Genomic DNA, 12353 nt, shown 5'->3' with positions numbered 1-12353 from the left:
GGAGCGAACCGCAGGGGGTGGGGCGGACCGCGGGGACGAGGAGCGAACCGCAGGGGGTGGGGCGGACCGCGGGGACGAGGAGCGAACCGCAGGGGGTGGGGGAAACGTCACTCGGCGGCGCCGTCGGGCCGACCTCGTGACGTTTCCCGTCACCGATGGCGGTCGACGTCACCTACCCCGCGACGACGAGCGGGGTAGGTGACGTTTCCCCCCGGTCGCCCGGCGCGCGACTCCGCCCAGCGCCGCTTGCGCCCGCCGCGCCCCCTTCGAACGGTATGCCCGCCGCGCGCCGCGCCCCCTTCAGTCGTCGCGCCCCCTCCAGTCGCCGCGCCCCTTCCAGTCGCCGCGCTCCCTCGGAGTCGCCGCGCTCCCTCGGAGTCGCCGCGCTCCCTCCAGTCGTCGCGCCCCTTCCGCCCGCGGTGCCACTCCGGCCGCCGCCCCCTCCCGCCCGCCGCCCCTTCACGCGGCACGCCCCACCGCCCGCCGCGTCCCACTGCCCGCCGCCCTCCAGTCGCCCCGACCCCGCTGGCCGCCCCCCAACGCCCGCCGTGACAGGATTCGGGCAGCCGAACTTTGGAGGAACCGATGTCCGTGGTGAAGATCAACGCGATCGAGGTCGCGCCCGAGCGTGGCCCCGAGCTGGAGGAGCGCTTCGCCAAGCGCGCCTCCGAGGTCGAGAAGATGCCGGGCTTCGAGGGCTTCGAGCTGCTGCGCCCGGTGTCCGGCGAGACCCGCTACTTCGTCTACACCCGCTGGGAGAGCGAGGAGCACTTCCAGGCCTGGGTCAAGAGCGAGGCGTTCACCCGCGGCCACGCCCAGGCCGCCAAGGACCGGGGCGAGAAGCCGGTCGCCCACGGCTCGGCCGTGCTGGCGTTCGAGGTCGTCGAGCGCGTCGGCGCCGGCAGCTGACCGGCGCCGCGCGCGGTCCCGTCCGCCGGCGCTCCCTCGATCGTCGGCGGATCCAGGTCAGCCGGCCACGTGCGGCGTGCGGATGCCGTTGCGCAGCCGCCGCCGCTCCTCGGCCGCGACCGACCGGAAGACCGCGGTGTTGGCGCCCTCGGTGACGCGCCCCGGCAGGACCGCGAGCCCGTTGCGGATCGCCGCGGCCGTCACCCGGTGCAGTCGCTCCTGGGCCCCGTTCCAGCGCAGCCCGTAGAGCTCGCGCACGCGCGGCGGCAGGCTGCCGAGGATCAGCATGTTGTGGACCTCCATCGCCGGCCGGCCGATCGCGCGGGTCGGGATCGAGTAGGCGGTGAAGCGGCCGACGTGGTGGGCCTCGGGCGTCAGGTGCGCGTCGGCGGCGGCGATCTCGGCCGCGTAGTAGGCGCGGAACGCGGCGTGGTCGGCGGGCAGCACCTCCTCCGGCGTCCCGAACAGCAGCGCGAAGCGCCGCCAGTCCTGCCACAGGGCCTCGCGCTCGTCGGCGGTCAGCCGCCCGACGAGCAGCTCGTGAAGGGTCTCGGCGGAGTCCATCATCACCGCCACCGTCCACAGCATCAGCGGTCCGTGGAGCGCCGAGTAGGGGGTGCCGGCCGGTGTCGCGCCCGCGTCCTCGGGCAGCTCGCCGTTGACCCGCTCGTGCATCTTGTGGACGTAGGCCAGGACCTTGTCGGCCTCGGCCCGGGTGCCGAAGTAGATCGTCTCGAAGGCCAGTCCCGTGCGGACCAGGCGCTTGAACGGCGCCTGCTTGCCGGCGGTGTGCTCCGAGGTCCCGACGTAGTTCAGCGGCTTGATCGCCCCGATCGAGAGCGCCCGCTGGCCGTAGAGCAGCCCGACGGCGCGCTGGGCCTGGACCCGCCGCAGCATCGAGCCGGCCGGGAAGTAGCCCTCGTCGCGGCGGTGCGCCGCGGTGGTCGGGTGGGTCGCCGTCTGCATGCCTACGCCTCCGTCGGGAACGCTGCGGCAAACGGTAACACGATCTGGAACGGGGCGTTATCAGAACTGCCGGGAGCGATCGCCGGCTCAGCGCCCGCCGCGCTCGCGGGCGATCGCCTCGGCCGCCCGGCCCGAGGCGACGAACAGCGCCGCCAGATCCTCCACCAGCGCGTCGCGCTCCAGCGGCAGGTCGTCCCGCAGCCAGGCGCCGACGGTCTCGGCCAGGCCCCCGGCGAGCATCGTCGCGGTCACCTGCAGCAGCGGCTCGGCGGCCGCGGTGACGTCGAACTCCTCGCGGCCGTAGGCGCCGATCAGGGCCACGACGTCGCGCAGCCGGGCGATCCGCCGGGCGGCCAGCGGCCCTGCGGCGTAGGCCTCGGCGAACAGCACGCGGGCCAGGCGCGGGTCGTCGGTGACCGCGAGGAACGCCGTCTCGATCGCGGCCCGCACGCGGGCGTCGATGTCGCCGGGGGCCTCGGCGATCGCCGCCACGACCGTCGCGGTGGTCGTGGCGAACGCCTCGTCGAAGACCGCCACCGCCAGCGCGTCGAGGTCCTCGAACTCCTCGTAGAAGTAGCGGGGCGTCAGCCGCGCCCGCTCGCAGACCCCGCGGACCGTGGCCGCCGCCCAGCCCTCGCCGCCGATCACGTCGATCCCGGCGTCGAGCAGGCGACGGCGACGCTCGGCGCGGCGATCCTCGGCGCTGATGCCGCCGTAGCTGCGTCGTGCGGGTGGGGCCACCGGACGAGTCTCGCACCGTCGGGCGGGCGTCGATCCGCTGGCGCCGTCGCGCAGCGCCGCGCGCCGCCGTGGGCCGCGGGCGAGGAACCGCGCCTGATCCAGATCGACAAGCCGTACAACCTCCGCCACTCGATCGCCTCACTCTGGCTTCGAGAGGGAGTCGATCGGCTGACGGTGGCGGCGCGTCTTGGCCACTCCGCCGCTGCGCTGGAGCGACACTAGGCGCACGTGATCGCGAGGAGGCACGGCGGGCGATCAGGTAGGCAGAGCCGGACGGCGAACGAAGTCTGGCTCCCGGGCAAAAGGCAGGAGCAAGGCAACAGTCGGGCCACAGGCATCGGCGTGGCGTTCCGACCGATGCCAGGCGGATGACGGGCAGTCCACCACGCTCACAAGGAGGTGAACATGAGCAAGAAGATCTACAAGCCCGGTCAGCCGGCGCCCGTCAGCGGTCAGTACCCCGTCGTCGGGCCCCGCGGAGGGTCTCAGGGTCGGGAGGTTACCGCCACCAAGGGCGAGCGGCTCCCCCCGACGCCGCAGCCGGGCATGGGCTACGGCAGCCCTGACAAGACGAAGCACAAGAAGTAGGAGACGTTCCGGAGGGGTCGAGTTGCAGCTCGGCCTCTCCCGCTTCTAGTTCGGAGCCTCAGACAGGACCCTACGCGACGCGGCGAAACCCTGCCAGCAGAGCGTCCCGCAGCAGCCGAGGTGCAGCCAGGGAGTCTCGTTGGCACCGTTGAGCGGCGCGGAGCGGGCGAGCCTGCGCAGTACCGCATGGATGGTCGCCCACCCGGGTAGCCCCTGTTCGAGGAGGCTGGGAATCGCCAGAACCCCAGTCGCCGGACCGTCGTCTCTGGTCGGGCGCGGTCTGGATGGCCCGCGGTGCGAGCGACATCAAGACCGGACAACCCGATCGTCGAATCGTCGATCGCACTGGTTCGTTCAGGCTCATAGCCTCCGTGCAGGAGCGTTAGATGACGTTGTGGGCAACCTCGCAGCGCCAACGAGCGGTGAGACCGCTCCGCGTCGCCGATCGAGCAGCGCGACCGGCTGACGAACTCGTTCCCCAGCGAACAAGCAAGGGCCCCAGCGGGGCCCTTGCGTTCCTCGGAGCCGTCCGGTGCCGGCGAACGGCTCCGAAGCGCGCTAACGCTACTTTTGGGAGCTAGGGCTGCGCGAGCTTCCGCACCTCAGGCCCGTGATGGAGGGTGCTCGTGTTGGTGGTGGCTGCAACGGCGACCAAGACGATCGCCATCACAACGCCGATGCCGAACAGCCCTGCCCTTACCTTCGGATGCCCAGATCCGCTCAGGACCCCCGCTGCCACGACGAGCATCGGCAGGACGAGCAGCGGCCCAAGAACCAGGCCCAGTCCGACGGCGACGACGAGCAGGATCACCACCGGTGCGGCCGGAAAGCTCTTCGGACCGTCGGGTGCTGCGATTCCCTTGGTCATCGTGTCTCCGATCGTACCGCGATCAGTTGGAGACGACCCAGGCTCGTCCGTTGAGGTTCACGTGCTGGTGGATGTACTTGTCAGAGCTGATCGGAAAGCCGCTGACGAACGCCGAAACGGTGCCGGAGGTGTTCGCGTAGAGGGCGTCCTTCGACGGGTCGTTGATGAAGTTGCATTTCTTGGAGTCCCAGGAGTAGCCCGCGCTGCTCCACTGACAGTCGTTCCAGCCGGCGTATCCGCGGCGGGACCGCGAGCCCCAGGCCCAGTTGCCGTCGTAGTAGGCGACGTCAGCGCTCTTCATCTTCCAGAACCCGCAGCCAGCGCCGTGGCAGAGAACGTTGTCGTCGCGGACGGAGTGGATGGCACGGAAGCTGGCGCGCGCGGTCGCCGATGAGGTCTGATCGGCGGTCGCGCCGTTGAGCGGGATCACGACGCCTTCGTCAACAGCCGCGGCGCGGGTGCGCGCACGTCGAGCAGCACGACCGACGGCGAGCGGCGGTGCACCGGGGTGGCTCAGGACCGACCGACAGCTATCGTCGTCGCAGCCGGCGGGAGTGATTCGCGTCGTGACGGTCTCGCCGGGCGGCGCGACGACGATGGCCTGGGCATCGCTTTCCTCCGGGGCGAGCTTGATGCCGTACTTGGAGAGGGCGGCCTTACCACCCGTTTCCACCCGGACCGGTGAAGCGGACGCACCGATAGGTGCGGCCAGCGCGAGCGCAGCAACGGCCGCCGCCGCAGAGATGACGCGAGAGAACATCTGTGACTCCTGTGTTGGCACAACGTGACCCACGGACAGCGTCCGCGAACCCCAGGTCACGCGCTTACTTCGGGACAGCCGAACCGGGCATCGCACACGGCCACGTTCAGCCGGGCCAACCTAGCAGCGACACAAGCGCAGAACTGCCAACTTCGGTGCTACGCGACAAGGCCTCGAACGAACGTCCAGGCGACGCAAGGCGGTGACTCGAACTGGTACGGCGCCTGCTTCGGCCCCCTCGCGCGGCGCCCCCACGGCGAGTAGCAACCCAGCGTTCCTTGGGCGAGAGGGACTGGAGATCGTCGCCGAGATCGAGGCGGACGAGCGGTCGACCGTCCTGCTCGACAAGCGCAAGGGTGGCAAGACCGCGCTAGAGGCGATGCTCACCCACGGGGCCGGGGTCCTGTTGCTGGCCAGGCGCGACCGTCTGGCTCGCGATCCCTACATCGCCGGGGACGCGGAGCGAACCGTGGCAGCCGGCGGCGGCCGAAGGGAGTCGAGCCAACGTCGGTGGTCGGCCGGCGTTCGGCTACCGCGCGGATCCAGAGACGCACGAGCTGGTGGTGGACGACGAGCAGGCCGTGATCGTCCACCTCGGCAAGTAGCCGAGCGCAGGAAGCCCGGGCAGTTCCGGGTGTGCTGCGACGCTGGGGATCAGATTCGCCATCCCGCGCCTAATGTACCTAGAGCGTCACCCAGGGCCTCCGAGCTGTCTAGGGATTAGGAACTCGGTCGCTAGCCCGCGAGGCGCGCGGAGGGGCGCGGCAATACAGCGCCACAACGGGTCAGTGGATCCAGCGCAAGGGCAAGCGTGGTACCACTTGGGCGCTGCGGTTCAGGACCCTGAGCGGCGAGCGCGTCTTCGAGACGTTGGGGCGCGACTACGGTCACGAGCCGATCAGCCGGGCGGAGGCCGAGGAACGCGCCGACCGGCTGCTGGCGCAGGTCAAGCTCGGGCAGTACCGCTCCGCGAAGGAACAGGAGGCCGCGCGCAACGCCGCCGAAGCGGACCGATTCGAGCCCCCGCTCTTCCAGACCTTCGCGGAGGAGTGGTTGGGGCGGCAGATGGTTACCGGCGGGCGAGCCGGGAAGGGCTTGACCGATGCCGGAGCATCCGACCTGCGATGGCGTCTCGCGCACCTTGGTGGCTGGTTCGGCGGGATGTCCCTCGATCAGATCGACGAGGCGGAGGTCGAGCGTTACGCCGCTGCGAAGCGGGCGGCCGCTCCAGGGGAAGGGGGCCTCGGCGCGGTCTCGGTCAACAAGACGCTCGGGACGTTGGAGGCGATCCTGAGAACGGCCGTTCGCTACCGCCACGTGGAACGGAACGTGGCCACGGGCTACCGGGTCATGGCTCCGAAGCACGTGGCGGCGCACCTGGAGACAGCCGCGCAGATGGCGGCACTTCTCAAGGCGGCCGACGCACTCGATCGAGCGCGTCGGGGTCGTCGGGGGCACGGCTACGCGTTGCTCGCGACGCTCCTGCTCGGCGGGCTTCGAATCGGTGAGGCGATCGAGTTGCGGTGGTCGGACGTGAACCTGGCCAAGGGGCGCATGCGCGTCCGTGGCACCAAGACCGCAAACGCGGATCGGCCGATTGAACTGCTTCCGCCGCTGCGCGAGGCGCTGACCGAGCTGAAGGCCCGACGCGGAGGAGCGTCCGGTGACCGGGTCTTCGGAACCGCGAAGGGCGGTCCGGAGAGCCGTGGCAACCTGTCCCGCCGGCTCCTGCGGCCGGCGATCACGGCGGCGAACGAGCAACTGGCCGATCTGCACGAGGACCCCATCAACCCCGACCTGACGCTGCACGGGCTGCGGCACACCTGCGCCTCGATCCTGCTGTATCTGGGGGAGGACCCGGGCCACGTGGCGGACCAGCTTGGTCACGCCGATCCGGGATTCACCTACACCCGGTACCGGAAGCGGATGCGGCGTATCCCGGGCGAGGAGGAGCGGATCCGGCGCTTGGTCTACGGGGGCCCCGCTGCCTGTCGAGGAGGTGTCTGCCGTCGCCTAGCCTGTTCCGGAGGCCGGTGCCCGGCGCCGGCCTCCGATCGAGCCCCGCGGCTACGGGGCGAAGGCCGACGGGGTTCCCGAGGGGCCAACGGTGAAGGCACTGGCCGTTGCCGGGCCGACCACGAGGACCGCAGCGGTGGCGAGTGGCGCTGCCAGCCGCAACGCTCGTGTGAGCGACGGACACGCTCCATCGCTGGTGGCCAGAACCCGGGACGGCGGCAGACCAGGAAGCTGGCTGTGTGCAGACGCCGAAGCAACCAGTGCAACGGGCGGATGGCGGGCCAGATGGCAGGCAGAACCGGACGATCAGTCAGACGTTGGCCTCCGTTGGTGCCGTCTCCTGGGCTGGGTAGCGTGGGGCTGTGTCCAAGGAAGAGCATGAGTCGGCTTGGTTTGGTGGGCGCGACGGACGGTTCGTCGTGTTCAGGGTGAACCGCCGACCTCTCGACCCGCCCGATGGGCTCTTTCCACGTGAGCCTGGTGGAGTCTTCGACCACTTCCAGCGGATGCTCGCTCCCGGGTACCCGGTCTCGACGCAGGGCAAGGCTGAGCGGATCTGGCGTGTTGGAGGGATCGAAACTGACCCGGACCTCCAGTTGATGACCGGTCAGATCGGCTGGCAGTCGGGCGCTGTTAGCGTCGGCGATCGGTGGTCAGATGACGACAAGGCGTACCACCCTGGGCCTGATGGGCCGCATGGCGACCGTGCCCTTCCGTTCGGGTTTGACGGGGAAACGCGCCTACTGACCGTTCTTCGCGACTCGCAGATCAAGGCGACGACGATCGCGGGTGTGCTCCAGAAGATCCTCCAGGCCAACGAGGACGAACTGGATCCCGAAGACCAGACGACTGCGTGGGCGGTTGAGCCGGTCCTGGACAAGGTCGAGTTCATCGCATGGCTGAAGAGCGTCGACATCGTTCAGAAGGTGCAGTTCGTCGCCAAGCTGCCGAATCCGGAGCCGAAGGATGCATTCGCGGAATTGAGCGAGCGGATGAAGGCACGCCGCGGCACCACGTTCATCGAGGAGATGTCGTCCGACCGGCCGAGCGGCCTCGTCGGGATCCAGCACGACCGCGACTTTCGCCAAGCTGTCGCGATGGGGCAACACGGCTTCGCCGAACTGAAGGGGCAGGGAAGGCGCGGCGAGCGGCCCAGCTCCTACAACCAGGCCGACAACGTGGCGACCGAGGCAGTGGGCGCGTTGCCGCACGACTGGGCGACGGTGAGAGGACTCGTGAAGGATCTGCTGCGCGGCAAGCTGCGGAGGTTCATGGAGGAGGGGGATGGCTGAAGGCAGCGATCTTGATCGGCCGGTAGGTGTCTGGCGCGCGGTCGGAGAGCTGAACCTGCGAAGCCTGTGGCCGGAAGGCGCGTTGGGTGTGCTGATCGGCGGCGGAGGGGCCGGGATCTTGCTTGCATCTGTGGGTCTCTCGGCCCGAGTCGCGGTCGCGGGCGACCTGCTTGCCCTCGGCGGCGCTCTGGTCGCGGTCGTCTTCACCGCCCTGGTTCTCGTCGTATCGATCCCGTCGAACACCTACATTCGAATGCTCGCGGCGACCAGCGGGGGAGGGATCCAACGGTTTCTGGATCCCTTCCTTGTCGCCGTTGGAACGCAGGTTTCGGTGATCCTCCTGGCCATCGCCTACAAGGCCGCTGCGCAGGCGGTGCCGAGCGGCATCGAAGGAACTGCTTGGGTTCTGCTCGGAACGCTATTCGTCTTTGGCCTGCTCGACATCGTGGCTCTCGCACGCAGCCTCGTACGGCATGGGGTCCACCGGGCAGCGGACGCTGAACTCACTCAGCGCGATGACGGGGACGGCACGGCGCCGGTACGTCGACTGCCCCGCCGAGGTTGAGTGGGGTACAGACCCCGGCTGCTGGGCAGAGAATGAGAACCTGTGCCCGGTTTCCTCAAGGCGTCGCGATAGGGCGCGCCCCTCCAAAACGACGAACGCCCCGCGGATACGGGGCGCTCCGAACCAGTGGACGTAACAAGACTCGAACTTGTGACCTCTCGCGTGTGAAGCGAGCGCTCTAACCAACTGAGCTATACGTCCGGGGCCCGCCATGGTACCCGCCGACGAGTGGCGATGTCTGCTGGCGGGCTGGGCGTGGCGCCGCGCCGCGACGCTGGACGGGCGCCGGATGGTGCAGGATGCTGGACTTCATGAGCGACACGACTCCAGGCCCCACCAGCGACGACGAGGCCGCCGCCGTCGTCGCGACTCCCGACGAGGGGCCGGCGAACCCGCAGGCGGATCCGGTCGACCACCAGTCCTCGCCGCCCGGAGGCCGGGGCTACGACGATGACCAGGTCGCCGTCGATCCCGACGACGCGCCGTCGGCCAACTCGTTCCTGCTGCAGATCATCGCCGGTGCGCTGATGGTCGTGGTGCTGCTGACCGTCGCGGCGATCACCGGCTCGGACATCCTGCTCGGCGTCGCGCTGCTGTCGATCCTGCCCGGGATCGCGCTGGTGGTGCACGCGATCTTCAAGATGATGTCGACCGACTGACGGGCGCGTGGGCGAGGGGCCGCGGCTGGACCGCCCCGCTCGCCCCGACCGCCTCGGGTACCATCGCCCGACGCGGATCCTCGGGATGAGCCCGTCGTCGACGGTGTCGATGGACGAGTCCCCGTGCGACGCCGGCCCGTGAACCAGGTCAGGTCCGGAAGGAAGCAGCCTTAAGCGATCGTCGGCGGGCGCATGGGTGCCTCGTTCGGAGTCGTCGGCGGCGGGCTGATCCCGTGGGTCCGCGTTCCCGTCGCCGCTCCGTCGTCGGCGACCGGGCGGTCGCTTCCTCGACCGGTGCGGGACCGAACATCATCTAGGCTGCGGCGATGCCGGCGACCGCGCCCCAGCTGACCCTCCACGCCCTGCCGCCGTCGCACCCCTGCCTGACGGTCGAGGCGGCGCTGCGGCTCAAGGGCCTGGAGTTCGAGCGCATCGACCTGTCGATGACCGCGCGCGACCGCCCCGAGCAGGTCGCGGCGATCTACGGCGAGGGTCGCCACACCGTCCCGGGCCTGCTGATCGACGGCGAGCCCGTCCACGGCTCGCGGGCGATCCTGGCGCGGATCGAGGCGCTCGCGCCCGACGTCGCGCCGCTCTTCCCGGAGCCGATCGCCGACGCCGTCCGCGAGGCCGAGCGGTGGGGCGACGACGAGCTGCAGGACCTCGGCCGGCGACTGCCGTGGGGCGCGCTGCACTTCCGGCCCGAGGCCCTGAACTCGCTCGTCGGGGGCGCGCCGCTCGACCCGGCCGGCACCGACTTCGCGATCAAGTTCGCCCACGTCGCGTGGAAGTACCACGGGATCACCGCGGTTCGGCTGCACGAGGACCTGGCCGGCCTGCCGGCCAAGATCGAGCGGATCGAGCGGTTCGCGCAGGAGGGCACGATCGGCGGCGAGCAGCCGAACGCCGCCGACCTGCAGATCGGCGCCACGATCAGGATCCTGCTGGCGGTCGGCGACCTGCGCCCGCTGCTGGCCGGGACGACCGCCGAGGCGATCGCCACGCGCTTCCTGCCGCCGGCCACCGGCGAGATCCCGGCCGGGGCGTACCCGGCCGGGTGGGTGCCGGCGCGCTAGCGGCGCGCCGCCACCGCGGCCAGCTCCGCGACCGCCGGGTCGTTCGACAGCGACGGGTCGACCGGGGCGCTCTCCGGACCCTGGCGCAGCCGTAGGGTCAGCGGCACCTCGCGCGGGGCGGCGTTCGGCGGGTCGGCCGGGAACCGCGTGTGGTGCTCGGGATGGCGCGCCTGGTAGTCGATCATCGCCTGCACCAGCCGCGGCTCGCTGAAGCGCGGGCCCCACAGCTGGACGCTGATCGGCAGTCCGGCGTTCGAGGTCGTCCCGACCGGGAACGAGACCATCGGCCACGACAGGTCGTTGGCGATCTGGTTGTAGCGCCGCAGCGGCAGCCCGGCGCTCGGATTGGCGGGGTTGCGCTTGCCGACCTCGGCGCCGATCGACATCACCAGCATGATGTCGACGCCCTCGTCGTCCAGCGACTTCTGGTACTTCGCGATCAGCTCGCGACGCCGCCGCTCGCCCTCGCGGCGGGCCTTGGCGGTGATCCCGGCGTTGAGCGCGATCGCGGCGTCGAAGGTCGGCGCCACCGCCGGGTCGCTGCTGCCGCCGGGCCGCCGGCCGTACTGCGCGGCCAGGGCGCTCGCCACCTCCGGCGGCTGCGTGGCCGCGAACGCCTTGACCGCCTCGACGTAGCTGATCTCGGCGCGGTTGGCGAAGACGACCGCGTTGCGCGGCGTGACCGGGGTGCCGTCGATCGTCTCGAGCACCGCCGGGTTCAGGTAGTACGGGTTCTCGCCGTCGGCGTAGTCCGGCGCGCTGCCGTAGGCGGTGATGTCGAGGCCGCGGAACTCCTTGACCGTCGCGCCCATCGCCGTCAGCTCGGCCCGGACGCGGTCGAACGCGGCCTTGTGGTCGGCGTCGTAGAGCGACTGCGGCGACTGCTTGACGACCTCGGTCGACTTCACCGAGCCGTCGTCGTTGTAGACCGTGCGGGTCAGCCAGTCGGTCTGGGGGATCCCGACCGTCAGGCCGGTCAGCGGCTTGGAGCCCTCGCGGGCGGTCAGCGGCAGCGTCGGGAAGGGGATCGGGGCGGCCGCCGACTGCGGGTCGTTCATCGCGTCGGGGCCGATCAGCGCGTTCATGATCAGCGCCGCGTCGCGACCCGAGCGGGCGAGCGGCCCGAGCACGTCGTAGGTGGCCGACAGCGGCATCACGCCGGCGACCGATCCCAGGCCGAGCGAGGGCTTGATCGCCGAGGCGCCGTTGATCGCCGCCGGCCAGATGATCGAGCCGCCGGTCTCCTCGCCGATCGCGGCCGCGGCCAGCCGGTTGATCGGGGCCGCGCCGGAGCCCTGGCTCGACCCGCCGGGGATGTAGTCCTTGTTCCAGCCGTTGCCGGCGAAGTTGCCGGCGATCACGCCCGAGTAGGCCGAGCAGATCGTGTGGCCGATGATGACCGCGCCCTGGGTCCGCAGCCGGGCCACGGCGGTCGCGTCCTCGAGCGCGATGTTGGCGGCGAAGTTCGGGGTCCCGTTCTTCGCCGGCCGGCCGGCGACCCCGACCGAGTCCTTGACTCCGATCGGGATCCCGCACAGGTACGGCGTCGCCGGGCCGCCGGCGCGCATCGCGGCCAGCTGGCGGTCGGCGCGGCGGGCGTCCTCGAGCGCCGCCTCCCGGTCGATCCGGACGAAGGTGTTCGAGCCGCCGTTGTCGCCGTAGACCTCGAACGGCCCGTTGAACCGCTCGATCCGGTCCATGTACGCCTGGGTCAGCTGGAGCGAGCTGATCTCGCCGGCGCGCAGCAGCGACGCCAGCTCGACCACCTCGTGGTCGACCAGCGGCTTGCCGAGCGCCTTGACGGCGGCGGCGTCGGGCAGCGGGGGCGGCGCGGCCGCGCGGACGCTGGCGCGGCGGACCTTGGCGCGCGGGGTCAGCTGCGGCGCGACCGCGGTGGTGGCGGCGCCGGCGAC

12 protein-coding genes, 1 tRNA gene and 1 other RNA gene are annotated in these 12353 nt (G+C 71.0%); 8 read left to right on the top strand and 6 right to left on the bottom strand.

The features are described 5' to 3' along the window. The first annotated feature begins 585 nt into the window (after positions 1-585). Positions 586-909, top strand: coding sequence for an antibiotic biosynthesis monooxygenase family protein (locus PAI11_RS22580; RefSeq protein WP_040601446.1), 324 nt, complete (start codon positions 586-588; stop codon positions 907-909). Positions 910-966: 57 nt separating this feature from the next. Here PAI11_RS22580 and PAI11_RS22575 read toward each other — a convergent pair whose 3' ends face one another. Both PAI11_RS22575 and PAI11_RS22570 read right to left on the bottom strand, forming a co-directional pair. Next, positions 967-1875, bottom strand: coding sequence for an oxygenase MpaB family protein (locus PAI11_RS22575; RefSeq protein WP_007579107.1), 909 nt, complete (start codon positions 1873-1875; stop codon positions 967-969). An 87-nt stretch (positions 1876-1962) separates the two neighbouring features. After that, a complete protein-coding gene (locus PAI11_RS22570; protein WP_007579105.1) occupies positions 1963-2616 on the bottom strand; it encodes a TetR/AcrR family transcriptional regulator in 654 nt (217 codons plus the stop codon). Between the two features lie 405 nt (positions 2617-3021). Here PAI11_RS22570 and PAI11_RS22565 point away from each other — a divergent pair, with 405 nt between their 5' ends. After that, positions 3022-3204, top strand: coding sequence for a hypothetical protein (locus PAI11_RS22565; RefSeq protein WP_007579102.1), 183 nt, complete (start codon positions 3022-3024; stop codon positions 3202-3204). 577 nt (positions 3205-3781) lie between these two features. Here the strand turns inward: PAI11_RS22565 and PAI11_RS22560 are convergent. Both PAI11_RS22560 and PAI11_RS26610 read right to left on the bottom strand, forming a co-directional pair. Beyond that, a complete protein-coding gene (locus tag PAI11_RS22560; protein WP_138974501.1) occupies positions 3782-4072 on the bottom strand; it encodes a hypothetical protein in 291 nt (96 codons plus the stop codon). Between the two features lie 22 nt (positions 4073-4094). After that, positions 4095-4832, bottom strand: coding sequence for a hypothetical protein (locus PAI11_RS26610; RefSeq protein ID WP_138974500.1), 738 nt, complete (start codon positions 4830-4832; stop codon positions 4095-4097). A gap of 870 nt (positions 4833-5702) precedes the next feature. On the opposite strand from PAI11_RS26610, the gene PAI11_RS22550 reads away from it, so the two are divergent. From PAI11_RS22550 to PAI11_RS22540, 3 genes are read left to right on the top strand one after another with little or no spacing between them, the layout of a single operon-like run. Further along, positions 5703-7280: a tyrosine-type recombinase/integrase gene (locus PAI11_RS22550; protein ID WP_040601444.1), complete on the top strand. Its 1578-nt coding sequence runs from the start codon at positions 5703-5705 to the stop codon at positions 7278-7280. Next, positions 7211-8140 carry a DUF4747 family protein gene (locus tag PAI11_RS22545; protein WP_138974499.1) on the top strand — a complete coding sequence of 310 codons (930 nt, stop codon included), beginning with the start codon at positions 7211-7213 and terminating at the stop codon, positions 8138-8140. Before PAI11_RS22550 ends, PAI11_RS22545 begins: the two co-directional genes overlap by 70 nt. Continuing rightward, positions 8133-8705, top strand: coding sequence for a hypothetical protein (locus tag PAI11_RS22540; RefSeq protein WP_138974498.1), 573 nt, complete (start codon positions 8133-8135; stop codon positions 8703-8705). The genes PAI11_RS22545 and PAI11_RS22540 overlap by 8 nt, the downstream gene beginning before the upstream one ends. Before the next feature lie 127 nt (positions 8706-8832). Here the strand turns inward: PAI11_RS22540 and PAI11_RS22535 are convergent. Next, positions 8833-8906: transfer RNA gene (locus PAI11_RS22535), tRNA-Val, on the bottom strand. Positions 8907-9016: 110 nt separating this feature from the next. Here PAI11_RS22535 and PAI11_RS22530 point away from each other — a divergent pair. The 3 genes from PAI11_RS22530 to PAI11_RS22525 all read left to right on the top strand — a co-directional run bounded on the left by PAI11_RS22530 (position 9017) and on the right by PAI11_RS22525 (position 10440). Next, a complete protein-coding gene (locus PAI11_RS22530) occupies positions 9017-9364 on the top strand; it encodes a hypothetical protein (RefSeq protein WP_138974497.1) in 348 nt (115 codons plus the stop codon). A gap of 112 nt (positions 9365-9476) precedes the next feature. Next, an RNA gene (ffs, locus tag PAI11_RS25705) (signal recognition particle sRNA small type) lies at positions 9477-9573 on the top strand. 117 nt (positions 9574-9690) lie between these two features. Further along, entirely contained in the window at positions 9691-10440 is a 750-nt protein-coding gene (locus PAI11_RS22525) for a glutathione S-transferase N-terminal domain-containing protein (protein ID WP_007579090.1), read from the top strand. Here the strand turns inward: PAI11_RS22525 and PAI11_RS25095 are convergent. Further along, positions 10437-12353 (bottom strand): amidase (locus PAI11_RS25095; protein WP_050897362.1); only part of this gene is annotated, 1917 nt, incomplete at its 5' end. The two genes, PAI11_RS22525 and PAI11_RS25095, sit on opposite strands and share 4 nt — an antisense overlap.

Origin of the sequence: Patulibacter medicamentivorans, assembly GCF_000240225.1 — a bacterium.
In the GTDB taxonomy this organism is placed as follows: domain Bacteria; phylum Actinomycetota; class Thermoleophilia; order Solirubrobacterales; family Solirubrobacteraceae; genus Patulibacter; species Patulibacter medicamentivorans.
Note: the sequence above shows the minus strand (reverse complement) of the source record. Positions and strands in the feature narration are given on the sequence as shown.

Bases quoted from the DNA above. Each gene is read 5' to 3' on its own strand.
- PAI11_RS22580 (WP_040601446.1), top strand. From the start codon at position 586: ATGTCCGTGGTGAAGATCAACGCGATCGAGGTCGCGCCCGAGCGTGGC.
- PAI11_RS22575 (WP_007579107.1), bottom strand. From the start codon at position 1,875: ATGCAGACGGCGACCCACCCGACCACCGCGGCGCACCGCCGCGACGAG.
- PAI11_RS22565 (WP_007579102.1), top strand. From the start codon at position 3,022: ATGAGCAAGAAGATCTACAAGCCCGGTCAGCCGGCGCCCGTCAGCGGT.
- PAI11_RS22560 (WP_138974501.1), bottom strand. From the start codon at position 4,072: ATGACCAAGGGAATCGCAGCACCCGACGGTCCGAAGAGCTTTCCGGCC.
- PAI11_RS26610 (WP_138974500.1), bottom strand. From the start codon at position 4,832: ATGTTCTCTCGCGTCATCTCTGCGGCGGCGGCCGTTGCTGCGCTCGCG.
- PAI11_RS22540 (WP_138974498.1), top strand. From the start codon at position 8,133: ATGGCTGAAGGCAGCGATCTTGATCGGCCGGTAGGTGTCTGGCGCGCG.
- PAI11_RS22530 (WP_138974497.1), top strand. From the start codon at position 9,017: ATGAGCGACACGACTCCAGGCCCCACCAGCGACGACGAGGCCGCCGCC.
- PAI11_RS22525 (WP_007579090.1), top strand. From the start codon at position 9,691: ATGCCGGCGACCGCGCCCCAGCTGACCCTCCACGCCCTGCCGCCGTCG.